Origin of the sequence: Paracoccus alcaliphilus, from assembly GCF_028553725.1 — a bacterium.
GTDB classification, from domain to species: domain Bacteria; phylum Pseudomonadota; class Alphaproteobacteria; order Rhodobacterales; family Rhodobacteraceae; genus Paracoccus; species Paracoccus alcaliphilus.
In genome coordinates, this window is record NZ_CP067124.1 from 1,941,311 (window position 1) to 1,966,528 (window position 25,218).

The window sequence follows — 25,218 nt, forward strand, 5'->3', positions numbered from 1 at the left end:
TGTGCTGTGAAGAGTACCGGCCCCGTCTGTTCAGGTGGGGCCTTTTTCCTTGTCCGGATCAGTGGGCAGGGGCAGCCATTCCGGTTGCGGGCTGCCATGGTGCCAGCGGACCTGCCACGCGCCTGCCGCGCCGGATTTGTTCTTCAGCAGTTCCCACCGCATCAGCGCCCGGTCCATGTCGGGCGGCCCGGGATCAAAGACCGGGCTGGCGCGCCAGCGGGTCTCTGATGCGTTGCTGCCCATGCCCTCGGGGATCAGGCACAGGCCGGTCGCCTGTCCTGCCCTTGCGGCAAGTTGCAGGCGGCGGCCTTCGCGCAGGTCCAGCGGGCGGGTGATCTCGATCACGACAAAGCCGGTGGCACCGTCCTTCAGGGCCTCTTCGGCGGCGGCCAGCGCATCGGTCTGATCGGCGGCCTTGGCGATCAGCAGCCGGTCGGGATCGAGGATGCCGGCCAGCCCCAGCGGGTCCGGGCCACCGCTGCGCCAGCCCTCGCGGATCCACAGGGCCGGGCCGTCGGTTTGGGCGATGGCCAGCAGGGCAAAGCCAAAGGCGCCGGGTCCGAGCACCTCGTGGACGCGGCCCCGGCGCAGGGGAAAAGGGGCGTCGGCGGGCATGGCGGGCCTAACGCGGGATCAGGCGGGTGGTGCCGACCGCCGCCGCGCGGGCCAACTGCGGGTCCAGCGACATCGAGATATATTCGCCCCGCCGCCACAGTCCGGCCAGATCGTCGTAGTGCCGCGACAGCGGATGGCCCGACTGCCCGGTCGAGATGATGAAGACCGAACTGTCTGGATCGGCCAGATCATAGACCCCGCGATAACCCGCGCCGGTGACCGCCTGCCACGGTGCCGGATCGCGGCCCTGACTGGCCGATTGCGCCACGGTGAAATCCCCGCCCGAGACCGATTGCGTCAGGTTCATGATCCAGCCCAGCCCGGTCCTGTCGCCCAGCCCCGGATGGATATGGCGCGCCTGATGCAGGTTGCCCCAGCGCCAGCTGGTGACATCGGGGCCGAAATGCGCCGACAGCTCCAGTATCGCCAGATCCAGCGATTGCCGGGCGATGGTGGTGCAATCCTCGTCCGGGGCGCTTTGCACGATATCGCACCAGCGCGCGGCGCCGCTGCGGTTGCGCAGCACGGCGTCGATGAAGGCGGGATGCAGGCTGTCTATATCATCGGCCAGCGGGCCAAGCTCGTCCCGGATCAGCCGGTCCTGCAAAGCGGCCATCCACGCGGAATAGATCAGCGGCTCCGGCAGGTGTTCGTTCATCTGCCCGTCCCATTCGGCCAGCAGGCGCAAGGCGTCCTGACGCTGGCGTTCGGGGGTGCCGGGGGCGGCGGGCTCTCCGGTGAACCACAGATCGGCGCCAACCAGCGGCAGCAGCGCCCGCGCCGCCGGGCTGACGATATCCAACTGCGAGGACACGAAGCTGTCGCGCGAATGGATCTCGCGTTCCTGCAACAGGTGCTTCAGGCGCGCACGACGCAGGCCGCCGGCGTGCTCTTCGGTTCCGATGACCATGTTGTCATCGCCGAGCGCGACCCTTGCGGCGGGCAGGATGTCGGTCCAGCGCCCCTCTCGCAGCCAGCCGGGCACCGGCATGGCGCCGCGGGTGGGATGGTCGTCGGCGCGTTGCGGCAGCGCCCCCACCAGCGACTGGCTGACGCCCGACGCATCGGCCAGCGTCACCGTCATGGCGGGCGCGACCACCGCCGACAGCACGTCGCGGGCCTGCGACTGGCCCTGCGCCGACATCAGCCCGATCAGCGCCGACATGGTACGGTCATTGGTCGCCAGCCCCGTCCAGCGGACCGAGGCGACATGACCCAGCGGCAGGATATCGCGCAGCCCGGGGTCGATGGTGGTCACCACCGGGCCGTTTTCGGTTTCGCGCAGGGTGATGGTCTGATCGACCCCGTCGCGCACCCGGATCACCTCTCGCCGGGTGGCGAATTCGGTCCAGCCGGTCTGGCCGCGATAGCGCGAGGCATTGCCGGGCTGGACCTCTTCGACATAGATGTCGGTATCGTCGATCCCGGCAGGCGCCATGCCCCATGCCAGTTGCGGATTGCGCCCCGACAGGATCGCCGGAATCCCCGGAATGGTGGCGCCGATCACGCCCCCTGATGCCAGCTCCAGCCGCGCCAGATAGAACAGCGAGGGCGCGGTCAGCGGCACATGCAGGTCATTGGCCAGCAGCGCGCCCCCCGCCGTCGTCCGATCGGCCGAGGTCGCAAAGCTGTTCGCGCCGATGCCCAGACCCGGCGCCAGAAAGCCGATCAGGTCGCGATGGCGGTCGGCGTCGGTCCGGCGGCGTTCCGGCAGGCCAAGACGCGCGCCCGCGAACAGCGCCGCATAGGGTTGCAGCACCGGCCCGCTGCCGCTGAGCGAGACGATCTCGGGGCCATGTTCGGGCCATGCCAGAGACAGCCGGGCGCGCAGGATCTCATCGGCGGCGGCGGTGCTGCTGGCGGCGGCCAGCAGTTTCAGGATGGCGATGGAATCGGCGGGCTGCCAATAGGTGATCTGGTCGGGGAACAGAAAGAACTCGGGCGCGCCCCGGCCCCTTGCCTCAAGGTTGACCTGCGCAATCCATTGGTTGACCCCGGCGGCATAGGCCGCCAGCGCGCGTTTGGTGCCCTCGTCCTGCGCCGCCAGCGAGGCGGTGGCGTGGCGCTGAAATCCCAGTCTGCGGGCCAGATCGTCGGCGGGCAGGCTGCCCGGCCCGAAGATTTCCGACAGGCGGCCCTGCGCGGCGCGGCGCAGCACCGTCATCTGGAACAGCCGGTCCTGCGCATGGGCGACACCAAGGGCAAAGAACACGTCCTCGTCGCTGTCGCCGAAGATATGCGGCACGTTTTCGGTCGAGCGCACGATCTCGACCGGGGCCGAGATCCCCTCGACCCGGAAACTGGCGTCGTAATCGGGCAAAGAGCGGATGGCGAAATACCAGATCAGCACGCCCGAGACCACGCCCAGCACGATCAGCGCCACGGTCAGCCGAAGAAGCCAGCGGAAGATTGTCAGCATCGTAAGGCCACTTCCATGCCTGTCGGGGCTTTGCCCGCTTGGTTATGTTCGCCGCCGCTTGACCCTGACGCGCCGGGATGTTGTCGTGCTGCATAAGACAGCGCCGCGGGCATTTCAACGCAACTGCTGCCGGGCTGCGGCGTGGATCGGAAAAATAGCTGTGAATGAGGGGAAGATGGCGAAACTTGCATTTCTTGGGCTGGGGGTCATGGGGGCCCCGATGGCGGGGCATCTGGCGCGCGCGGGACACGAGGTGACGGTCTATAACCGCACCGCGGCGCGAGCCGAGGCCTGGGTGGCCGAACATGGCGGCCACCACGCGCCAACCCCGCGAGAGGCGGCCGAAGGCGCGCAATTCGTCATGAGCTGCGTGGGCAATGACGACGATCTGCGGCAGGTCTGTCTGGGCCCGGACGGCGCCTTCGCAGGCATGGCGGATGGCGCGGTGTTCGTCGATCACACCACGGTTTCGGCGGCGGTAACGCGCGAACTGGCGGCTGTCGCCTCCGAGGCCGGGCTGGGCTTCGTGGATGCGCCGATCTCGGGCGGGCAGGCGGGGGCCGAGAATGGCCAGCTGTCCATCATGTGCGGCGGCGCGCAGGCCGATTATGACCGGGTCGAGCCGGTTCTGGCGGCCTATGCCCGCATCTGCCGCCGTCTGGGCGATGTCGGCGCGGGGCAGATGACCAAGATGTGCAACCAGATCGCCATAGCCGGGCTGGTGCAGGGGTTGGCGGAATCGCTGGCCTTCGCCCAGAAGGCCGGGTTGGACTCCGATGCCGTGGTCGAGGTCATCAGTCAGGGCGCGGCGGGCAGCTGGCAGATGGCCAATCGCCACAAGACCATGGCCGAGGGCCGGTTCGATTTCGGTTTCGCGGTGGACTGGATGCGCAAGGATCTGGCGATCTGTCTGGCTGCGGGGGATGAGATTGGCGCGCCGCTGCCGGTCACCGCGCTGATCGACCAGTTCTACAAGGAGGTGCAGTCGATGGGTGGCGGGCGTTGGGACACCTCGTCGCTGATCGCGCGGCTGACGCGCTGAGACGGATCAGACATGCAGGAAACGCTCTTTGATGTCGGGCGTTTCCTGCAATTCGCGACTGTCGCCGGTCCAGACGGTGCGACCCTTTTCGATCACCACATGACGGTCGGCCAGACGGCCGAGCGCGTCGATGTTCTTGTCGATGATGAGGATCGATTCGCCCTGCGCCTTCAGCGCGGCAAGGCAGGACCAGATCTCGTCCCGGATCAGCGGCGCCAGCCCCTCGGTCGCTTCGTCCAGCACCAGCAGGCGCGGATTGGTCATCAGCGCCCGGCCGATGGCCAGCATCTGCTGTTCGCCGCCTGACAGCTGGTTGCCCTTGTGGCCCAGCCGCTCGCCCAGACGCGGGAACATCGCCAGCACGCGGGGCAGGGTCCACGCGCCGGGCCGCGCCATGGCAATCAGGTTTTCGCGCACATCCAGCGTCGGAAAGACCTGCCGCCCCTCGGGGACCAGCCCCAGACCGGCCTGAGCGATGCGATGGGGGGCTGCGTTGGTCATGTCGCGCCCGCCGATCCAGACCCGGCCCGCGACGGCGGGCAGCAGGCCGAAAATGGTGCTGATCGTCGTGGTCTTGCCCATGCCGTTGCGGCCCATCAGGGTGACGACCTGACCCTCGGCCACATGCAGGTCAATGTCGAACAGCACATGGCTTTCGCCATAGGCGGCCTGCAATGCCTCGACCTTCAGCATCAGCCCTCCTTTCGGGCGGTTTCCTCGCCCAGATAGGCAGCGCGGACCTGCGGATCGCCGCGGATTTCGGCCGGGCTGCCGGTGGCGATGATGCGGCCATAGACCAGCACGCTGATCCGGTCGGCCAGCGCAAAGACCGCGTCCATGTCATGTTCGATCAGCACCAGCGTCACCTGACGCTTGAGGTTGCGCATGACCCCGATCAGCCGCTCGGCCTCGGACCCCGAGGTGCCCGCCAGAGGTTCATCCAGCAGCAGCAGACGCGGTTCGGTGGCCAGCGCAATCGCCAGTTCCAGCTGCCGCTTTTCGCCATGCGACAGGCGGCCCGCGCGGATACGGGCGCGGCTTTCGATGCCCACCCGTGCCAGCGCCTGCATCGCGGCATCGTTCAGCGCGGTCTCCTCGGCCACCGGCGCCAGAAAGCGGAAGCTGCTGCCTGCGCGGGCCTGCACGGCGGTCGCAACATTTTCCAGCGCGGTGAAGCCCGGCAGGATCGAGGTGATCTGGAAGCTGCGGGACATGCCCGCCCGCACCCGCGCATGCATCGGCTGGCCCATCATCTCGGCCCCGGCAAACCGCACCGAGCCGCCATCGGAACCGCTCTGGCCCGACAGCTGCGCGATCAGCGTCGATTTGCCCGCGCCGTTGGGGCCGATGATGGCATGCAGCTCGCCCTCTTCGACGGCAAGGTTCAGATCGTCGGTCACCTTCAGCGCGCCATAGGATTTGCGCAAGGCCCGGACTTCCAGCAGGCTCATCCGCGATCCCTCCGGAACAACCCGCTGATCCCATCGCGCGAGACCAGCACCACGATCACAAGCATCAGGCCGAAGAACAGCGGCCAATGCTCGGTCAGCATGCCCAGCCCCTCCTCCAGCATCAGGGCGATGGTCGCGCCCGCCACCGCGCCCAGCAGATTGCCGGTGCCGCCAAGGACGACCATCACCACCAGTTCGCCCGAGACATGCCAGTTCATGAAGGCGGGCGAGACGAAGCCGGTCTGATTGGCCAGCATGACCCCCGCGACCGAGGCCATCGCGCCGGAAATCACGAAGGCCGTCAGCTGATAGCGGAAGGGCGAAAAGCCCACGGCCTGCATCCTGACCGGATTTTCGCGCGCCCCGGTCAGCACCCGGCCAAAGCGCGACCGGGTGATCGCCACCGCCAGCAGGTAAAGCCCGATCAGGATCGCCAGCGTGGCAAAATAAAGCGCCCGGTCATCCTCCAGCAGCGGCTGGCCCATCAGGGTCGAGCGCGCCCGCAGCGTCACCCCGTCATCGCCGCCATAGGCTGACAGCGACACGAAAAAGAAGAACGCCATCTGCGCGAAGGCCAGCGTGATCATGATGAAATAGATGCCGCGCGTGCGCAGCGATATCGCCCCCGTCACCAGCGCGAACAGCGCGGCGGCAGCGATCGCCGCCAGCAGATGCGCCCCCAGATCGGTGATGCCCGCCCGGCCAAGGATCGCCACCGAATAGGCGCCGATGCCGATATAGGCGGCATGACCAAAGCTGACCATGCCGCCGTAACCAAGGATCAGGTCCAGCGCCAGCGCGGCGATGGCAAAGCCAAGGATGCGGGTCGCGATCACCACCAGATAGTGGTCGTTCAGCGCCGATGCGATCATCGGCAGCAGCGCGAAGGCGGCAAACAGCAGCAGCGCGGCGGTTTTGCGGGTCATCAGGCGCATCATGTCTTTTGCCCGAACAGACCGGCGGGGCGCAGCACCAGAATCACCGCCATCAGGATATAGACCAGCATCGGCGCCAGCACCCGTCCGGCCTGACCTGCGGCGGCGGGCTCCATCACCAGCCGCAGCAGGATCGGGCCGAAGCTGCGCCCCAGCGTGTCCACGATTCCTACCAGCAGCGCCCCGGCAAAGGCGCCGCGGACCGAGCCGATGCCGCCGATCACGATCACCACGAAGGCCAGGATCAGCACGCTTTCCCCCATGCCCGGATCGACGGTCAGGATCGGCGCGACCATCGCGCCCGCGAAACCCGCCAGCATGGCGCCAAAGGCGAAGATCACCGTGAACAGGCGGCGGATATCCACCCCCAACGCCGCGACCATGGCGCGGTTGGTGGCGCCTGCGCGCAGCCTCATGCCGATGCGGGTGTGGCCGATAATCAGATACAACCCCAGCGCCGTGGCCAGCCCCGCCCCGATCACCGCCAGCCGGAACACCGGATAGCGCATCTGCCCGATCAGCGGGATCGAGCCCGACAGCGCATCAGGCATGGCGACCGACAGCGGCGCGGCGCCCCAGATGATCTCGACCGCCTCGCTGATGATCATCACCAGCCCGAAGGTCGCCAGCACCTGATCCAGATGCGGGCGGTCGTACAGCCTTCGAAAGACCAGCAACTCCAGCACCAGCCCGATCAGCAGCGTGGCGGGCAGCGTCAACAGCAATCCCAGCGCGAAACTGCCGGTCATCTGCGTGAAACTGACCACCAGATAGGCGCCGACCATATAGATCACGCCATGCGCAAGGTTCACGAAATCCATGATCCCGAAAACCAGCGTCAGCCCGGCGGCGATCAGGAACAGCAAGATGCCGAACTGCACCCCGTTCAGGAACTGAAGCAGAAACAATGAGGTCATGGCGGTCGGTCCGGGATGTGCTGCGTCGCAGCCATCCCTTAATTCATCGCGCAGTCAGAGACATAGCTGTCCTGATAATCCTCGAAGATCTTTTCGACGATCGAGGTGGCGTATTTGCCGTCCTCGCGCTGGATCACCTTGGTCAGATAAAAGTCCTGAATCGGAAAGTTGTTCGGGCCAAAGCTGAAATTGCCGCGAACCGAGGTGAAGGGCGCCTCTTTCAGCGCTGCCAGCAGCGCGTCGCGGTCGGCCGCTCCGCCCGCCTGACGCACGGCCCCATCGATCAGCTTGGCCGCGTCATAGGCCTGCATCGCATAGACCGCCGGAACCTGATTGAACTTTGCCTCGTAAGCCTCGACAAAGGCCTTGTTTTCCGGCGTATCCAGATCGGGTGCCCAGTTCGAGCCGCCAAGAAAGTCGATGGCCGCATCCTGCTGGGCGGGCAGGGTCGATTCGTCCACCGTGAAGGCCGACAGAAACGGGATCGTCTCCAGTCCCGCCTGTCGATACTGGCGCACAAGGTTCACGCCCATGCCGCCGGGCATGAAGGCAAATACGGCATCGGGCTGCATGGCCGCGATCTGCGCCAGTTCCGCCGAATAGTCCAGCTGGCCCAGCTGGGTGAAGATCTCGCCCGCGACGCCGCCGTCATAGCTGTGGCGGAACCCGGCCAGCGCGTCCTTGCCCGCCTGATAGTTCGGCGCCAGCAGGAACACATTGTCGAAACCCTGCGCCTTGGCATAGGCGCCCATCACCTCGTGCATCTGGTCGTTCTGATACGAGGTCGCAAAGACGTTCGGATGACATTCCGTCCCGGCGAAGGTCGAGGGTCCGGCATTCGGGCTGATCAGGATCGCGCCCGCATCGGTGACCGGCTTGGCAACCGCGCCCATGATGTTGGAAAAGATCGGCCCGACCACGATATCGGCACCATTGCGCTGGACCAGTTCGCGCGCCTTGTTGGTGGCGACATCGGGTTTCAGCTCGTCATCGACGACGATGATCTGGGTCTTCATGCCGCCGATCTCGCCGATCTCTTCGGCGGCCAGCAGAAAGCCGTCGCGGGCCATCTCGCCCAGCACGGCAGAGGGGCCGGACAGCGTCACCAGAAGGCCGATGGTCAGCGTGTCGTCCTCTTGCGCGGCGACGGGCCCGGCAAGGCAGGTCGTCGCGGCAAGCAGGGCGGGAATTCTGCGAAAATGGCTCATCTCTGCCTTCCTGTTGCTGTGGGCCGCGTGGGCGGCAGCCTGCATGATGTCGTTTTCTTTAGACCGCATCAACAGCCGGCATCGAGTCAAGAAATTATTATGGACTTGAAATAGTTCAACTGCAACGCAGCGGGTAAATCCGCTGCATCAGGACGGGATGGTCGGCCTCAGAAGCTGAACGAGAACTTGCGCACGATGCCCAGGCGGACCAGCGGCTGATCCTTGTCCTGCACAATGGGGGAATCGGCGGCGTCGCCGATCAGGCGGCCATATTGCACCTCGCCCAGAAGGGCGGTCGAATCGGTGATGGCATAGCGGGCCTCGAACTTCGCGGCTGCCGAGGTGAAGCCGCCGCCGGGCGTATATTCGTCGTAATCCGAGGCGGCGGATTGATCCGCCGTCACGCCGAAATAGGTCTGGCTGAAGTCGGAATCACCGTAACCCAGCACAAGACCCGACCAGACGGTCAGCCGGTCATTCACATCGACGCGGTATCTGACGCCCAATTCGCCCGCGATGCCATCATGGCCGTCAAAGCCCTTGCGGGCCGCCGCATAGGCCGTCACCGGCCCGATGCCATAGCTGACCTTGCCGCCGACCTCATAGGCGCGGTTGATATCGCCCAGCCCGGCCAGCGCCGCGTCATCGTCCTGATCGCGGCTGCCCAGCATACGCAGCGAGGGCGTGATCGACAGCCCCTGCCGGTCGCCGGTGCTGCTGTCGCCGAAATGGGCATTGCGCATGATCAGCCAGGGCGATGCCTCGCCATCATCCGAACCTGGGAACGAGGGGCCATAGCTGACACCGGCGCCCAGATCGAAAGAGAACGTATCCCCGCCCAGACCGAAATTCTGCGCGTGCAGCGGAGAAGCCAGAAGCACGAGGGCCAGAGCGAGTTTTTTCATGGACATGACCCGGAATCGAAAGCTGGGGAATCGGTTGCGTTCAGATAGGGGAACGCGTCGTGTCAGGGCAACGGGGAAAATTCCGACCAAAAGACTTTGGGCCCGACAAGGGCAATCGCGCAACAGTTTCGCGTCATCCCTGTTCGGCCAGTTCCAGATTCTCCAGCGCGTTCATCCAGATGCTTTCGGCCCGCGACATCGCCTCGACGGCTTCGGCATGTTTGCGGCCCCATTTTTCGGCCTCGGCCGGGTTCTGGTAAATCGTCGGATCGGCCAGTTTCAGATCCAGCTTTTCCAGCATCCCGGTCAGCTTCTGCACTCGTTCCTCGGCCCGGCGAACCTCGGCCCGCAGGCCCAGCAATTCGTCGCGGGCAGGACGGCGTGGCGCGGGTTTCGGGGCTGCGGGTTTTTCCGGTCTGGCCGCGGTATCGCCCGCCAGCAGGAAACGCCGGTAATCGTCCAGATCGCCCTCATAGGCGGTGACCGCGCCTTCATTCACCAGCCACAGCCGGTCCGCGACCAGCCCCAGCAGATGCATGTCGTGGCTGACCAGAACCACGGCGCCGGTATAGTCGTTCAGCGCCTCGGACAGGGCCTCGCGGCTTTCGATGTCCAGGTGGTTGGTCGGTTCGTCCAGCACCAGCAGATGCGGCGCGTCGATGGTGGCGATCAGCAGCGACAGCCGCGCCTTCTGTCCGCCCGACAACTGCCCGACCTTCGTTTCCGCCTGCGCCTCCATCAACCCGAACCCGGCCAGCCGCGCGCGCAGCCGCGAGGGCGCCTCGTCGGGGCGAAGGCGGCGCACATGGTCCAGCGGGGTATCATTCAGATGCAGTTCATCCACCTGATGCTGGGCGAAATAACCCACGCGCAGCTTGCCGGATCGGGTGATCCGCCCCTCCATCGCCGCCAGCCGTTCGGCCAGCAGTTTCGACAGGGTGGACTTGCCCTGACCGTTGCGGCCCAGAAGGGCGATACGGTCATCCTGATCGATGCGCAGGTTCAGCCGATGCAGCACAGCGCGGCTGCCATAGCCCACGGACACCCCGTCCAGCGCCAGAATCGGCGGCGACAACTGTTCGGGCTGCGGAAAGCTGAAACGGTGTTTCGCGGCGTCCTGCGGGGCGGTGATCGGCTCCATCTTCGCCAGCATCTTGATGCGTGCCTGGGCCTGCCGCGCCTTGGTGGCCTTGGCGCGGAAACGGTCCACGAAGCTTTGCAGATGGGCGCGGCGTTCGGCCTGCTTTTTCGCCTCGGAGGCCAGCAGCGCGCGTTTTTCCGCCCGCATCCGCGCGAAATCGTCATAACCGCCGGTATAGAGCGTCAGCCTGCGGTCCTCGACATGCAGGATGTGGCCAACGGCGCGGTTCAGCAGGTCGCGGTCATGGCTGATGATGATGACCGTATGCGGATAACGCGCCAGATAGGTTTCCAGCCACAGCGCGCCCTCAAGGTCCAGATAGTTCGTCGGTTCGTCCAGCAGCAGCAGATCGGGTTGCGCGAACAGCACCCCGGCCAGCGCCACCCGCATCCGCCAGCCGCCCGAGAAATCGCTGGTCGGCCGCGCCTGATCCTCGGTCGAGAAACCAAGCCCGCCAAGGATCGAGGACGCCCGCGCCTCGGCCGACCATGCGTCGATATCGGCCAGCCTTGTCTGGACCTCGGCGATGCGGTGGGGGTCGGTGGCGGTGTGGCTTTCGGCCAACAGCGCGGCACGTTCCAGATCGGCGGCCAGCACCGTGTCCAGCACGGAACGATCGGTGCCCTGCGCCTCTTGCGCGACACCGCCGATGCGGGCGCGGGATGGCAGGGTGATGTCGCCGCCATCCAGCGACAGCTCGCCCCGGATCAGGCGAAACAGCGTCGTCTTGCCCGCGCCATTGGGGCCGACAAGGCCGACCTTGTGCCCGTCGGGAATGGTGGCCGAGGCGTGTTCGAACAGCGGCCGACCCTGAATTGAATAACTGATATCATTGATGCGCAGCATATGCGCGGCATGGCGCAAGCGGGCGGGCAGGTCAATGGGGCAACGAGGATGAACGGGACGGCAAACGCCCCGCAGCGGGGCGTTTGCGCAGGCGGTCAGGGACGAGAGCGCAGCAGGCCCATGATTTCCTTGGTGCTCTCAAGGATCGGGGTCGCGACCTCATCGGCGCGGACGGCGCCCTGACCAAGGATGCGGTCGATTTCCGCCGGGTCGGCCATATATTCGCCCATCCGCCGGCTGATCGGTTCCAGCGCCGCGACCGCCACATCGGCCAGCGCGGGCTTGAAGGCGCCGAAGCCCTGACCCTCGAACCGGGCCAGCACCTGATCGGGGGTCTCATCCGACAGGGCGGCGTGGATATTGACCAGATTGCGCGCCTCGGGACGATCCTTCAGGCCCTCGATGCTGCCGGGCAGGGGTTCGGCATCGGTGCGGGCCTTGCGGATTTTCTGCGCGATGGTGTCGGCATCGTCGGTCAGGTTGATGCGGCTGGCATCCGAAGGGTCGGATTTCGACATCTTCTTCGAACCGTCGCGCAGGGACATGACGCGGGTCGCCACGCCCTCGATCAGCGGTTCGGTCAGCGGGAAATGCTCGGTCTGGTAATCGTGGTTGAACTTGGCGGCGATGTCGCGGGTCAGTTCCAGATGCTGCTTCTGATCCTCGCCCACCGGCACGGCGGTTGCCTGATAGGTCAAGATATCCGCGGCCATCAGCGCCGGATAGGCCAGAAGGCCAAGGCTGGAATTCTCGCTGTTCTTGCCGGCCTTGTCCTTGAACTGGGTCATCCGATACATCCAGCCGACGCGGGCCACGGTGTTGAACAGCCACGCCATTTCGGCATGGGCGGAAACCTGGCTCTGGTTGAACAGGATCGACTGTGCGGGATCGACGCCCGAGGCCATGAAGGCCGCTGCCCCCTCGCGGATATTGCGGCGCAGGGTTTCGGGGTCCTGCCAGACGGTGATCGCGTGCAGATCGACGAGACAATAGATGGTCTCGGCCCCCTGACCCTGAAGCGCGGCGAAACGCTTCAGCGCGCCAAGATAGTTGCCAAGTGTCAGCCCGCCCGAGGGCTGGATGCCCGAGAAGATACGGGGGGTGAAAACGGTCTTGCTGGTCTCGTTCATATCCAACCTGCTTGGATTTTGGTCCCTGCTGGCTTAGCCCTTGGCCGCATGGATCGCAACCGGGAAGGACAGCCGATGAATCACGCCACCCATGAGACGCCGATCAATCCGCTGCCGCCGGTGGTCTGGATGCTGGCCTTGCCCGTCATCGCAGCCGAGGCGGTCTTTGCGCTGGGGCAGGCCGGTCTGGTGGGGGGCGCGGACGGGATCGGGCTGCGGCTGTCGGCCGTCGGGCAGGCGGCCTATCTGCCCGATGCGCTGCCCTGGATGGTGCGCACCGGGCAGTTCGACCCGATGCTGGCGCTGCGGCTGCTGACCTATCCCTTCGTGCATATGTCGCTGACCCATGCGCTGTTCGTTCTGGTGTTCTTGCTGGCGCTGGGAAACATGGTTGCCCGCATGTTCCGCCCGGTAGCGTTGCTGGTGCTGTTCTTCGGATCGGCCATCGGTGGCGCGCTGGTCTATACGGCGCTGTCGCTGTGGTTGCCGGGTCAGGCGATGCCGCTGATCGGCGGCTATCCGGCGGTCTATGGGCTGATCGGGGCATTCACCTTCGTGCTGTGGACCCGGCTGGAGCAGATGCAGGGCAACCGCATGCGGGCCTTCACGCTGATCGGGCTGTTGATGCTGTTCCAGCTGACCTTCGCGATCCTGTTCGGCGGGATGGGCTATGGCTGGCTGGCCGAGATCGCCGGATTCGCGACCGGGTTCTGTCTGAGCTTCGTGCTGGTGGATGGCGGGGTGGCGCGGGTTCTGCGTCAGATACGGCAGCGTTGAGGGCGTGATGCGTGGAGGGGGGATCCGTGGGGGCGCTGCCCCCACACCCCCGAGGTATTTTTAAGGAGTGCGAGGGGGGCGAGGTCAGCCCTTGCGGCGGATGGCGGTTTTCAGTTCGGACAAGCGATAGGCGCCGGTGGCGAAGCTGAGGGCGAAATAGATCGCGGCGCCGCCCAGAACCAGCAGGGTGAGTTCGGGGATGCGGGCCATGCCGCTGGCGCGGGTCCAGTCCAGCATGAACCACAGCGCGACGGCCATCAGGGCGGCGGCCAGCGTGATGCGCGGCGCGGTGCGGCGCAGGCGTTGATCGGCGCGGGCGGCCTGACCCATCTGTCTTGTGCCCCACCACAGCTGCGCCACCATCGTCCAGGCGGCGATCGTGGTGCCGATGGCGGCGGCCAGAAAGCCGATGAAGGACATCAGCCCCAGCGCCAGCACCGCATTCACCACCATCGACCAGAGCGCGAAGCGGAACGGGGTTTTTGTATCCTCGCGCGCGAAATAGAGCGGTTGCAGGATCTTTTGCAGCACGAAGGCGGGCAAACCCAGCGCATAGACCAGCAGCGCGCGGGCCGTCTGGGTGGTGTCATGGGCGGTGAATTCGCCGCGCTCGAACAGGGCGGCGACCATCGGCTGGGCGATGATGGCGATGGCGAAGGCGGCGGGCAGGGTCAGGAACAGCCCGAATTCGGTCGCCCGGCTATAGGCGGTCTGGCCGCCCTGATCGTCCCCGGCCTTGAGGCGGCGGGCCAGTTCGGGCAGCAGCACCACCGCCACCGCCGCGCCGACGATGCCGAGCGGCAGCTGGTAAAGGCGGTCGGAGTAATAGAGCCATGAGTTCGCGCCCTCGAAATGGCTGCCGACCTGACGGCCGACGAGCAGGTTGATCTGCACCACGCCACCCGCGAAGGCGGCGGGCAGGGCGATGGCCAGCAGGCGGCGCATGTCCGGGGTCAGGCGCGGGCGGCGCGGCCGGAACGTCCAGCCGGTGCGATGGGCGTCCCACCAGACCAGCGCAAGCTGGGCGATCCCGGTGATCGGCGTGGCCCATGCCAGCGCCAGCCCGATATCCCAGCCCTGCCATTTCGCCAGTCCCATCGCCGCCAGAAACAGCAGGTTCAGCAGGACCGGCGCGGCGGCGGCGGCGGTGAAGCGGCCGTTGGCGTTCAGCACGCCCGAGATCATCGAGGCCAGCGAGATCAGCAGGATATAGGGGAATGTGATGCGCCCGTATTCGACCGCCATGTCGAAACGTTCGTCGCCCGCATAGCCCGAGGCCATCATCCAGACCAGCACCGGCATGAAGATCATCGCCACGCCCGTCAGGATCATCAGCAGCATGAACAGGCCGGAAAACGCCTCGTTTGCGAAACGCTGCGCATCCTGCCGGTCCTCCAGCTTTTTCGAGAAGAGCGGCACGAAGGCGGTGTTGAACGCGCCTTCGGCGAAAAAGCGGCGGAACATGTTGGGCAGCGCCAGCGCCACGACGAAGGCATCGGCCATGCCGCCGGTGCCCAGCCAGCGGGCCATCAGGATGTCGCGCAGAAATCCTGTCAGGCGCGAAATGAAGGTCCAGCTTCCGACCGAGAGGAAGCCGCGCAGCAGTCCGGATTTCATGGCCTGTCTTATTCCTCTGCCCGTCTTGCGCCGTCGGTGATGGCCTTGCGCAGCTTGCGCTCGAGCGTTTCCCGTTTCGAGTCGCTGTGCAGCTTCAGCCCGAACATGTCCTTGACATAAAAGCTGTCAACCACCTGCGCGCCGAAGGTCGCGATCACGGCGCTGACGATCTGGATGTGATTGGCCGCCATCACCCGCGTCAAGTCATAGAGCAGGCCGGGGCGGTCGCGGGTATCGACCTCGATGATGGTATAGATGTCGCTGCCTTCATTGTCGAAGGTGACATGGGTGGGAAAGCGGAATTCACGCACACGCTTGCGGGGCTTGTCGCGGGTCGCGAAGGCCTCGCGCGCGACGATATCGCCGTTCAGCGTGCGCAGGATGGTCTGGCGCAGACGGGGCAGGCGATCCTCGGCATAGGGGCGGCCCTCGGCATCCTGCACCCAGAACACCGCCGTCGCATAGCCGTCGCGCGTGGTATAGGTGCGGGCATCGACGACATTCGCGCCCATCAGCGTCAGCGCCCCGGCAAGCCGCGAGAAGATGCCGGGATGGTCCGACAGCACGAAGGCGGCGCGGGTCGCGTCGCGGTCGATATCGGGATGCAGGTCGATGCGGATCTCGTCGGCGCTGATGCCGCGCAGCAGTTCGGCGAAGACGGCATGGGTCTCGGTCGGAAGGCCGCTCCAGTAATTGTCGTAATGGCGGCCCAGTTCGGCGCGGATGACCTTGGCCTCCCATCCCCGCGCGATCAGCAGATGGCGCAGCGCGCGCTTGGCATCGGCCTGACGGCGGTCGCGGTTCAGCTCTTCCAGCCCGTTTTCCAGAACCTGCGCGGTCTCGGTATGCAGCTTGCGCAGCAGCGCGGCCTTCCAGTTGTTCCATGTGCCGGGGCCGACGCCGCGAATGTCGCAGACCGTCAGCACCAGCAGCATGTCCAGCCGCCTGCGCGTCCTGACCGCCTTGGCGAAGTCGCGCAGCGTGCGCGGGTCCGAGATGTCGCGCTTCTGCGCCACGTCCGACATCAGCAGGTGGTTGCGCACCAGCCATTCGACGGTCTCGACCTCGTCCTGCGCCAGACCGAAGCGGATGGCGATGCGCCGCGCGATATGGGCGCCAAGGATCGAGTGATCCTCGGGGCGGCCCTTGCCGATATCATGCAGCAGCGTGGCCAGATACAGCACCTTGCGGTTGATCCCCGTTTCCATGATCCCGCTGGACAGGGGCAGGTCTTCGGGATGTTCGCCGCGTTCGATCTCGGCCAGCGCGGCCACGCATTGGATCGAATGTTCGTCCACGGTGTAGTGGTGATACATGTTGAACTGCATCATCGCCACGACGGGTTCGAATTCGGGGATGAAGGCGGCCAGCACGCCCAGTTCGTTCATGCGGCGCAGGCTGCGTTCGGGATTGCCGTGTTTCAGCAGCAGGTCGATGAAGATCCGCGTCGCCTCGGGGCTGGCGCGCATCTCGTCGTCGATCAGGTCCAGATTGGCGGCGACAAGGCGCATGGCGTCGGGATGAATCAGAATGCCGGTGCGCAGCGCCTCTTCGAACAGGCGCAGGATGTTCAGCGGGTCCTTCAGGAATTCGGCATCATCGGCCACCGCCAGCCGCCCGCGCAGATCGACGAAACCGGCCCGCATCTTGCGGCGGCGGCGGAACAGGCGGCCCAGAAAGGGCGCGGTGCGGACATGGCGCGATTCCAGCTCGGTCAGGAATACGCGGGTCAGCTCGCCCACGCGGGTGGCGTGGCGGAAATAGTCCTGCATGAAATATTCGACGCCGCGACGGGCACGGGCATCGGCATAGCCCATGCGGCGGGCGACCTCGACCTGCATGTCGAAGGACAGCACATCGACAGGGCGGCGCGCGATCAGATGCAGATGGCAGCGCACCGCCCAAAGGAAATCCTCGGCCTGCCAGAAGGCCAGATGCTCGTCGCGGCTGAAAACGCCCAGATCGACCAGTTCCTGCGCCCGGTCCACCCGGTGGATGTATTTCGCGATCCAATAGAGCGTCTGCAGATCGCGCAGGCCGCCCTTGCCCTCCTTGACATTGGGCTCCAGCACATAGCGCTGCCCGCCCTGCCGCTTGTGACGGTTCGAGCGTTCCTTCAGCTTGGCCTCGATGAATTCGGGGATGGTCTTCGAGAAAAGCTCGTTCCACAGCCGGTCGCGCAGTTCCTCGGCCAGCGGCGCATGGCCGGTGACCAGCCGGTGTTCCACCAAAGAGGTGCGGATGGTGATGTCCTCGGCCCCCAGACGCAGGCAATCGTCGATGCTGCGGATCGAATGGCCGATCTTCAGGTTCAGATCCCACATCATGTAGAGCATCGATTCGACCACGCTTTCGGCCCAGGGCGTGATCTTCCAGGGCGTCAGGAACAGCAGGTCGATATCGGAAGACGGCGCCATCTCGGCGCGGCCATAGCCGCCGACGGCCAGCACCGCCAGCCGCTCGGTCTCGGACACGCTGTACTGCGGATGCAGCCGGGTGGTTGCGACATGGTAAAGCGTGCTGACAATGGCATCGGTCAGCGTGGCGATGGCGCGCACGGTCTCGCGCGCGGCACGGGGATGGGTGGCGAAACCGGTCTCGATCGCGGCCATCCCGGAGGCGCGGGCCTCGGCCAGCAGCGCGACGGTGGCGCTGCGGATCTCGCGCGGCTCAGCCAGCGGGGCGATATGGGCATCGACCCGGGCCAGCAGGGCATCGGCATCGAAGAGGGCGTCAGGGACGGGCGCCCCGGGCATGGCCGGGGCGCTGGGGAGGGGTTGTTCCGTGGTCATTCGTGCCTTGCTCAGAAACCGAAGCCGCCAAAGCCGCGCGGGGCGGGTTCCAGCACGACAACCTGATTGTTGCGGATCGTGGCGACGGCCAGCCCGCGCTCGGCGGTGCCATCGGGGCGGAAGCGGAAGATCCCGCCGACGCCGGCAAAACCGGTGCGCTGGGTCAGCCCGCTGCTTTGCACCGCGTCGCGTTTGCCCGCGCGGGCCAGCGACGAGATCGCGGCGATGCCGTCATAGGCCAGCGTCGCCAGCTCGTGCGGGGTTTCGCCATAAGCGGCGCGATAGCGGGAAATGAACTGGTTGCGCAGGTTCTGGTCGGGAAGGGCGAACCAGCCATTCTGCAACTGCGGCATCCGCAGGCGGGCGGCGGGCTCGTCCCAGCGGGTCAGGCCCATGAAGGGCGTCGTCTGCGGATTGACCCCGGCGGCGGTCAGTTTTTCGGTCAGATAGGGCAGGGCGGCCTGATTGTTGCCGGTCATGAAGATAGCATCGACCTGACCCGAACGCGCAGCGGCGACCACCTGCGGGGACACCGCGTCAATGCCGCTGATCGAGACCGAGTGGTTGCTGCGCCCGGCCAGCCTTGCGCCGTTGCGGGCGATGGCGGTCTCGATGGCGCGGCCGCCGATCTGACCGGCGACATCGTCCTCGGCCACGACATAGATGTTGCGCTTGCCCTGGCTGACGCCATAGCCGACCAGACGGCTGGCGATATTGGCAAAGCTGTTGCCAAGGATGAACACATTGCCGCCCGCGATCTCGGCATTGTTCGAGAAGGACAGCACATTGACGTTGTGGGGGCTGACGGCATTGCCGACCGCATTGGCCGATTCGGCGAAAAGCGGGCCGAGGATGATCTTGGCGCCGTCATTCACCGCCGCATTGGCCTGCGCGACCGCCTGCGAGGCGCTGCTGCCGGAATCATATATGCGCAGGTCGATGCTGGCGCCCTGCGCATCCGCTGCCGCCATCCGGGCGGCGTTCTTGAGGCTGCGCGACAGCCATTCCAGATCGGCCGAGCCGGTGCCGCCCGGAGCCAGAAGCGCCACCTGAATCGGCTGGCGCGGGTCGATCTGCTGGCCCGTCACCGGCCCGCCCGCCAGCCCGGTGCCGCCCGAAGGTTCGCAAGCCGCCAGGGCGAAAGCCGACAGCACGGCCCCGGCCTTCAGCGCCAGCCCGCGCCAGCCCCGCGGCGCCGCCCGCCCTGCCCCTGCCGGTCGCGGGCGACGACCTGCCGGTTTGGCTTGTCTTTGGCTTGTGGCGAATGCGAACATGTGAAACTTCCCCGCTGTGGCGTTCCGAGACGGCGTTACGCGGGCAGCCTATGTCCTGAATTTGCGCTTGGCAATGAAGCGATGGGCATGTTTCCGGGGTGATATGTCCTCGGAACCATAGCCCGACCCAAGGCCGTTGCGGCGAAAGGAGATCACATGACCGATCGCGCGAAACCCGGCCCCGCCGAGGCGCCGACGGACGAACCCGCAAGGCGGCTTGCGGCGCATGTCGAGGCCGCGTCGCTGGCGCCGGGCCTCTATCTGGTCGCGACGCCGATCGGCACCGCGCGCGACATCACGCTGCGGGCGCTGGACGTGCTGAATTCCGCCGATCTGCTGGCGGCCGAGGATACGCGGGTGATGCGCCATCTGATGGATATCCACGGCATCCCGCTGCGCGGACGGCGGATCCTGTCCTATCACGACCACAATGCCGACCGGCAGCGCCCGGCGCTGATCTCGGCGCTGGAGGCGGGTAAAAGCGTGGCCTATGCCTCGGATGCCGGAACGCCGCTGGTCGCCGATCCCGGCTATCGTCTGGCGCGCGAGGCGGTCGAGACCGGCCTGCCGATCCATGCGGTGCCGGGGGCCTCTGCCGCGCTGGTCGCGCTGAGCCTGTCGGGCCTGCCAAGCGACCGCTTTCTGTTTGCCGGATTCCCGCCCGCGACCCGCGCGGCCCGCGCCAGCTGGCTGCGCAAGCTGATGCAGATCGAGGCGACGCTGATCCTGTTCGAAAGCCCGCGGCGCGTTAAGCAAACGTTGGAAGAATTGTGCGAGATTGAGGCGAATCGATTTACAGTGGTGGCAAGGGAACTGACAAAACGCTTTCAGGAGGTCATTCGTGGACCGGCGGCGGAACTGGTACAGGATCCCCGTATCGGTTCGATCAAGGGCGAAGTGGTCCTTGTGATCGACCGGCCCGGTGAAACCGCGCCGGATGAGGCTTCGGTGCAGAAGGCGCTGCTGGCGCGCCTGCAACATATGACGGTGAAGGATGCGGCCCGCGAGGTGGCGCAGGAATTCGGACTGGCGCGGCGCGATGTCTATCAACTGGCGCTGACGCTGGCAGACGGAAATTGATGCGCGGCTTCGCCGCCGCTAGGGAAGGATGGGATCATGGGTCAGCATATACGCGAGATGGACTGGCAGGCCGGGGCCTGTGCCGTTCCCTTGCCCGTCCGATCTGCGCCTTCGGTTGCACGTTCTGCACGCGGTCATATGGCACATCTCGCAGGCGCGATGGCCGAGGATCAGGTTCTGACGAAATACCTTCGGTCGGGTTACGAACTGGTGGCGCGGCGCTGGCGCGGGCAGGCCGGTGAAATCGACCTGATCCTGCGGCAGGGCGACTGTCTGGTCTTCGTTGAGGTCAAGCGGTCCTCCAGTCATGCCGCAGCGGCTGAACGTCTGGGGCGGCGGCAGATGAACCGGATCTGTCTGGCAGGATGTGAATTCTGCGGTGGTCAGCCGGGCGGACAGTTGACCGAAATGCGGTTCGATGTGGCGCTGGTCGATGGAATCGGCCGCATCGACGTTCTGGAAAATGCGTTTGGTGCCGATTGGTGACGGGCGGCATTCACTTGCATTGATCGTCGGGGCGCGCGACAAGCGCCCGATCAGGCAAGGAGTGCAGGATGAGCCTTTACGTCGCATTGCAGATGGACCCGGTCGAGGATGTCTCGATTGACGGTGACAGCACCTTTCGCATCGGGCTGGAGGCGCAGGTGCGCGGCCATCGTCTGTTCCAATACACCGTCGATCAGATGCGCTATGATGAAGGGCGCGTCATCGCCCGGGGGCGCGACATCACCCTGCGACGCGAGGCGGGCAATCATGTCAGCTTTGGCGATTGGGTCGAGAAGGATCTGACCGAATTCGATGTGGTCTGGCTGCGGCAGGATCCGCCTTTCGACATGGCCTATATCACCTCGACCCATCTTCTGGATCGGGTGCATCCGGCGACTCTGGTTGTGAACGATCCGTTCTGGGTGCGCAACTGCCCCGAGAAGCTGATGGTTCTGGACTTTCCCGATCTGACGCCGCCGACCATGGTGGCCCGCGATCCGGCGGCCTTTCGCAGGTTTCGCGAACGTCATGGCGAGATCATCGTCAAGCCGCTTTACGGCAATGGCGGCGCCGGCGTCTTTCACCTGCGGCCGGGGGATCCGAACCTGTCCTCGCTGTTGGAGACCTTTGCCGGCATCAATCGAGAGCCCCTGATCGCCCAGAAATACCTGCCCGCCGTGGTCAAGGGCGACAAGCGCATCATTCTTGTCGATGGCGAGGCTGTCGGCGCCATCAACCGGGTTCCGCAGGATGGCGAGACCCGGTCGAACATGCATGTCGGCGGGCGGGCCGAGAAGGTCGGCCTGACCGAGCGTGAGCGGGAAATCTGCGCAAGGCTGGCGCCGGTCCTGCGCGAGAAGGGGTTGATTTTCACCGGCATCGACGTGATCGACGGCTGGCTGACCGAGATCAACGTGACCTCGCCCACCGGTCTGCAAGAGCTGGAAAGGTTCGACGGCATCAACGCTTCCGCGCTGATCTGGGACGCCATCGAACGCCGCCGCGCCTGAAACAGATCGGATATGGCCGGGCGTCACAGCCTGGCCGTGTCGAGTCTCTCAGCCTTTGCTCCATTTCGAGACGCAGGGGATCTTCGTGCGGTCGCAGCGATCTGCGTATTTGCGGGCGATATCGCAGACCTCGCCGATCAGCCCGTCCTGCAGCCGGATCGGGTCGAGACCCAGCCCAAGGAACCGGTCGTTGATGACGTGCAGGTCGTTCTCGTCGGCCTCGTTGCGCGGGTTGGGCAGCATGGCGATCTCGGCGCCGGTCTGTCCGGCGATCATCTGCGCCAGATCCCGCACCCGATGGGTTTCGGTCATCTGGTTGAGGATATTGACCCTTTCGCCCCTCTGCGGCGGGTTCATCAGCGCCAGTTCGATACAGCGGCAGGTGTCCTGGATATGGATGAAGGCGCGGGTCTGCCCGCCGGTGCCATGCACCGTCAGCGGATAGCCGATCGCCGCCTGCATCAGGAACCGGTTCAGCACCGTGCCGTAATCGCCGTCATAGTCGAAGCGGTTGATCAGCCGCTCGTCCATCCGGGTTTCCTCGGTCTGGGTACCCCAGACGATGCCCTGATGCAGATCGGTGATCCGCACGCCGTCATTCTTGTTGTAATAGCTGAAGAACAACTGATCCTGGGTCTTGGTCAGGTGATAGATCGAGCCGGGATTGGCGGGATACAGGATCTCCTGCTGGCTGGGTCCGTTCGAGGTATCGACCGTAACGCGCAGATAACCTTCGGGTATTTTCATGCCCGCCGTGCCGTATCCATAGACGCCCATCGTGCCCAGATGGACCAGATGGATATCCTGCCCCGATTCCACGATGGCGGCCAGCAGGTCATTGGTGGCGTTCAGGTTGTTGTTGACCGTGTAACGCTTGTGCCAGCTGGATTTCATCGAATAGGGCGCGGCGCGCTGTTCGGCGAAATGGATTACCGCATCGGGCTGTTCCTGTTGGAGCAGCGTCAGCAGCCGGTGATAGTTTTCGCCGATCGTAAAGCTTTCGGTGCGGATGGTCCTGCCGGTCAGTTCCTTCCAGGCGGCGACACGTTCGCCCGGATGCCGGATCGGGGTCAGAGAGCCGACCTCCAGTTCGACATCGATTTTCCGGCGCGACAGGTTATCGACGATGATGACATCGTGCCCGCGGGCCGAAAGGTGCAATGAGGTGGGCCAGCCGCAAAAGCCGTCACCACCCAGAACGATGATCTTCATTTATGTGCCTTTTGCATGTCTTGCACGTCTGGCGCCGATCTTAGCCGCAGTTCCGGCAAGGGCCAGAGGCGGGAACCGGGCGGGGCGGCCAATCGCCGGTGCATTCATGCCCGCGCCTGTTCCATGTTCTGCATGTGGATTTCGATCGCCTCTTCCAGATCGTGGTAATAGCTCAACCTGCCCGCCTCGAGCACGGCACCGGCCTGACAGGTCTGGCGCAGCATATTCAGCGAATGTGACACGACGATGGCACCGGCATGACGCATCCGGTCGTTGAAAAGACGGTTCGACTTGGCCTTGAACGAGGCGTCGCCCACGGCGGACACCTCGTCCACCAGATAGGTGTCGAAGGGCACCGCCATGGACACGCCAAAGGCCAGCCGCGCCTTCATCCCCGAGGAATAGCTGCGGATCGGCAGGCGGAAATGATCGCCCAGTTCGGCGAAATCCTCGACGAAATCGATCATCTCGTCGGTGTTTATGGCATAGAGCCGGGCGATGAAGCGGCAGTTCTGCTCGCCCGTCAGCTCGGCATTGAAAGCGCCGCCGAACCCCACAGGCCAACTGATCGTGCCGGTGGACAGGATGCGCCCCGATGTGGGCAGCATCGCGCCCGAGATCATCCGCAGCATGGACGATTTGCCCGCCCCGTTGCGCCCCAGCAGCGCGACCGCAACGCCGGTGGGAAACGTGGCATTGATCCTGTCGGCCACCACCTTGCGGCGGCCGTTCAGCGTATAGATCTTGGTCAGGTTCTCCAGCCGGATCATCGCCGGTCGCGCAGGCTGTAGAAGATCAGAACGCCGATCGTCCACAGGATCAGCAGAAAGCCCGACAGGATCGCCATCAGCTTTTCCCGTTCGGGATATTCGGCGGTCTGGGCCAGCGTCGGGCGGACATAGGCGGCCAGATAGCGCGACTGGCGTGCCGCCTCGGCCCGGGCGGCGTCATAGGCGGCCAGCGACGCGGTATAGCTGGTTTCGGCGAATTGCCGGTCCACCGACAGCGATTCGAACTGGCCGACCACATCCGACAGGGCCTCGCCGGTTTCCGAACCGAATTTCAGCCGCTCGGCCTCGATCTGTTCGCGGATGATCGAAATGCGCAGCTCTCCCTGTTCGATACGGGGATCGTTGGCCTGAGCATTGGCGCGCAGCAGGCCAATCGCGACCAGTTGCTCGGCCAGTTGCTGCTGCAACGAGCTGACGACGCCGACCTGCCCCTGCACGTCGGCGCTGGGATCGACAAGCTGGTGGCGGTTGCGGAATTCGGTCACCGCCTGACGGGCCTCTTTCAGCCGCTCAAGCGACTGGTCCAGTTCCTCGCGGGCATAGCGCAGTGTGTCCTCGCGGGCGATGTCGTTCAACTCGTTGATGCGGATGGTGCCTTCGTCCAGAATGGTCTGCGCGATGGCATGGGAATCCTCGGGCGTGAAGGCCAGCACGCGCAGGTCGATCATGCCGTTGTCGTAATAGATGCGGACCTTGCGTTCCCATTCGGCCAGCAGATCCTCGATCGAGCCGTCGCCGCGATAGGAAAAGACCGGATCGCCTTCGGCCCGCGACCAGATCTCTCGCAGGTCCAGCCGGGCATTCACCCGGTCCACCAGATCCTGGCTCTGGATGAACTTGTAGAGGATATCGGAATCGGTCGAGGTGCTGCTGGTCATGCCCACCAGCGTGGACAGCCCGCCCATCAGCTCTGCTGCGGCGGGGGCGGATTCGGTGCGCACCGAAAAACCCAGATAAGAGGCATATTGATCCTCGGCCCGCGCCCACAGATACCACGCGCTGATCAGGATCGGCAGCAGCACGGCCAGCAGGAAGCTGAGCGCGATGACCTTGTGGCGCCGTTCGATCCGCGCCGGGCTGGCGGCGGGGCGCACCGGCCCTTGCGGCCTGACGCGGCGCGGATGGGGCAGGGCGCCTGCGCGTGCGGCCTTGCCGCCGCCCTTGCCACCTTTGCCTCGCGGGCCTGCGCCCTGTCGCGCGGCGGCACCTGCCCCGGCACGGCCCCCGGCACCGGCCCGCCGCCGTGCGGAACGCGGCGTGGCCTCGGCCTCGGGTTCCGGCGTGTCGGGATCGGCCGCGTCATCCGCCGCGGGTTGCGCATCGTCGCGCAGTCTCAGCGGCGCGGCGGTCAGGAAACCGGGGCGGGTCTCGGCCGTGGCCGGGCGGCGCTCGGTGGCGCGGGGACCGCTGCGGGTGTCGTCATCATCTTGCGCAGGCATCTGCTCTGGCCTCTGGCCGTTTTCCGGCGTCTGTTGATCTCTGACCGCAGGTCATACATAAAGCCGAACTGCACTTCCAGCGCCGATGCCGTCGTCTGGATGAGCGTTACGTGATCGAAACCCCGGGGTCG

The 25,218-nt window shown here is 65.6% G+C and carries 21 protein-coding genes; 5 read left to right on the forward strand and 16 right to left on the reverse strand.

Features of this window, described 5'->3' with window-relative positions:
- Positions 1-30: 30 nt before the first annotated feature.
- Together JHW40_RS09980 and JHW40_RS09985 are read right to left on the reverse strand one after the other, a co-directional pair.
- Complete coding sequence (locus tag JHW40_RS09980) at positions 31-615, reverse strand: ImuA family protein (RefSeq protein WP_244519075.1); 585 nt, start codon at positions 613-615, stop codon at positions 31-33.
- Between the two features lie 7 nt (positions 616-622).
- The gene (locus JHW40_RS09985; RefSeq protein ID WP_090610189.1) at positions 623-3,034 is read right to left on the reverse strand and encodes a penicillin acylase family protein; all 2,412 of its coding nucleotides are present in this window, start codon (positions 3,032-3,034) and stop codon (positions 623-625) included.
- A 175-nt stretch (positions 3,035-3,209) separates the two neighbouring features.
- Between JHW40_RS09985 and JHW40_RS09990 the strand changes: the two genes are divergently transcribed.
- Complete coding sequence (locus tag JHW40_RS09990) at positions 3,210-4,076, forward strand: NAD(P)-dependent oxidoreductase (protein WP_090610188.1); 867 nt, start codon at positions 3,210-3,212, stop codon at positions 4,074-4,076.
- 6 nt (positions 4,077-4,082) lie between these two features.
- On the opposite strand, the gene JHW40_RS09995 is transcribed toward JHW40_RS09990, so the two are convergent.
- From JHW40_RS09995 to trpS, 8 genes are all read right to left on the reverse strand, one after another.
- The gene (locus JHW40_RS09995; RefSeq protein WP_090610187.1) at positions 4,083-4,769 is read right to left on the reverse strand and encodes an ABC transporter ATP-binding protein; all 687 of its coding nucleotides are present in this window, start codon (positions 4,767-4,769) and stop codon (positions 4,083-4,085) included.
- A complete protein-coding gene (locus tag JHW40_RS10000; RefSeq protein WP_090610186.1) occupies positions 4,769-5,527 on the reverse strand; it encodes an ABC transporter ATP-binding protein in 759 nt (252 codons plus the stop codon). The genes JHW40_RS09995 and JHW40_RS10000 overlap by 1 nt, the downstream gene beginning before the upstream one ends.
- Positions 5,524-6,453, reverse strand: coding sequence for a branched-chain amino acid ABC transporter permease (locus JHW40_RS10005; RefSeq protein ID WP_336390090.1), 930 nt, complete (start codon positions 6,451-6,453; stop codon positions 5,524-5,526). Before JHW40_RS10005 ends, JHW40_RS10000 begins: the two co-directional genes overlap by 4 nt.
- Before the next feature lie 8 nt (positions 6,454-6,461).
- Complete coding sequence (locus tag JHW40_RS10010; RefSeq protein WP_090610184.1) at positions 6,462-7,379, reverse strand: branched-chain amino acid ABC transporter permease; 918 nt, start codon at positions 7,377-7,379, stop codon at positions 6,462-6,464.
- Positions 7,380-7,417: 38 nt separating this feature from the next.
- Complete coding sequence (locus JHW40_RS10015) at positions 7,418-8,587, reverse strand: ABC transporter substrate-binding protein (protein ID WP_090610183.1); 1,170 nt, start codon at positions 8,585-8,587, stop codon at positions 7,418-7,420.
- Between the two features lie 167 nt (positions 8,588-8,754).
- On the reverse strand, positions 8,755-9,492 hold the full coding sequence (locus tag JHW40_RS10020) for a MipA/OmpV family protein (protein ID WP_090610182.1): 738 nt from the start codon (positions 9,490-9,492) through the stop codon (positions 8,755-8,757).
- Between the two features lie 133 nt (positions 9,493-9,625).
- Complete coding sequence (locus JHW40_RS10025) at positions 9,626-11,479, reverse strand: ABC-F family ATP-binding cassette domain-containing protein (protein WP_090610181.1); 1,854 nt, start codon at positions 11,477-11,479, stop codon at positions 9,626-9,628.
- Between the two features lie 95 nt (positions 11,480-11,574).
- Entirely contained in the window at positions 11,575-12,609 is a 1,035-nt protein-coding gene (gene trpS, locus JHW40_RS10030; protein WP_090610180.1) for a tryptophan--tRNA ligase, read from the reverse strand.
- Positions 12,610-12,684: 75 nt separating this feature from the next.
- Between trpS and JHW40_RS10035 the strand changes: the two genes are divergently transcribed.
- On the forward strand, positions 12,685-13,386 hold the full coding sequence (locus JHW40_RS10035; protein ID WP_090610179.1) for a rhomboid family intramembrane serine protease: 702 nt from the start codon (positions 12,685-12,687) through the stop codon (positions 13,384-13,386).
- An 84-nt stretch (positions 13,387-13,470) separates the two neighbouring features.
- Here the strand turns inward: JHW40_RS10035 and murJ are convergent, their stop codons facing one another.
- The 3 genes from murJ to JHW40_RS10050 are packed head-to-tail and all read right to left on the reverse strand — an operon-like array spanning position 13,471 to position 19,069.
- Complete coding sequence (gene murJ / locus JHW40_RS10040) at positions 13,471-15,003, reverse strand: murein biosynthesis integral membrane protein MurJ (protein ID WP_090610178.1); 1,533 nt, start codon at positions 15,001-15,003, stop codon at positions 13,471-13,473.
- 8 nt (positions 15,004-15,011) lie between these two features.
- Positions 15,012-17,795 (reverse strand): [protein-PII] uridylyltransferase, encoded by a 2,784-nt coding sequence (locus JHW40_RS10045; RefSeq protein ID WP_090610177.1) that lies wholly within the window; start codon positions 17,793-17,795, stop codon positions 15,012-15,014.
- Between the two features lie 11 nt (positions 17,796-17,806).
- A complete protein-coding gene (locus JHW40_RS10050) occupies positions 17,807-19,069 on the reverse strand; it encodes a penicillin-binding protein activator (protein ID WP_090610176.1) in 1,263 nt (420 codons plus the stop codon).
- A gap of 156 nt (positions 19,070-19,225) precedes the next feature.
- On the opposite strand from JHW40_RS10050, the gene rsmI reads away from it, so the two are divergent.
- From rsmI to gshB, 3 genes are all read left to right on the forward strand, one after another.
- Positions 19,226-20,149 carry a 16S rRNA (cytidine(1402)-2'-O)-methyltransferase gene (gene rsmI, locus JHW40_RS10055; protein WP_090610175.1) on the forward strand — a complete coding sequence of 308 codons (924 nt, stop codon included), beginning with the start codon at positions 19,226-19,228 and terminating at the stop codon, positions 20,147-20,149.
- Positions 20,150-20,287: 138 nt separating this feature from the next.
- Complete coding sequence (locus JHW40_RS10060) at positions 20,288-20,635, forward strand: YraN family protein (protein ID WP_244519074.1); 348 nt, start codon at positions 20,288-20,290, stop codon at positions 20,633-20,635.
- Between the two features lie 68 nt (positions 20,636-20,703).
- Positions 20,704-21,645 (forward strand): glutathione synthase, encoded by a 942-nt coding sequence (gshB, locus tag JHW40_RS10065; protein WP_090610174.1) that lies wholly within the window; start codon positions 20,704-20,706, stop codon positions 21,643-21,645.
- A 48-nt stretch (positions 21,646-21,693) separates the two neighbouring features.
- Here gshB and JHW40_RS10070 read toward each other — a convergent pair whose 3' ends face one another.
- From JHW40_RS10070 to JHW40_RS10080, 3 genes are all read right to left on the reverse strand, one after another.
- Complete coding sequence (locus tag JHW40_RS10070; protein WP_090610173.1) at positions 21,694-22,857, reverse strand: NAD-dependent epimerase/dehydratase family protein; 1,164 nt, start codon at positions 22,855-22,857, stop codon at positions 21,694-21,696.
- Positions 22,858-22,961: 104 nt separating this feature from the next.
- Positions 22,962-23,627: an ABC transporter ATP-binding protein gene (locus JHW40_RS10075; RefSeq protein WP_090610172.1), complete on the reverse strand. Its 666-nt coding sequence runs from the start codon at positions 23,625-23,627 to the stop codon at positions 22,962-22,964.
- Positions 23,624-25,087 carry a KpsE/RkpR family capsule polysaccharide export protein gene (locus JHW40_RS10080; RefSeq protein ID WP_244519073.1) on the reverse strand — a complete coding sequence of 488 codons (1,464 nt, stop codon included), beginning with the start codon at positions 25,085-25,087 and terminating at the stop codon, positions 23,624-23,626. Before JHW40_RS10080 ends, JHW40_RS10075 begins: the two co-directional genes overlap by 4 nt.
- Positions 25,088-25,218: the final 131 nt, after the last annotated feature.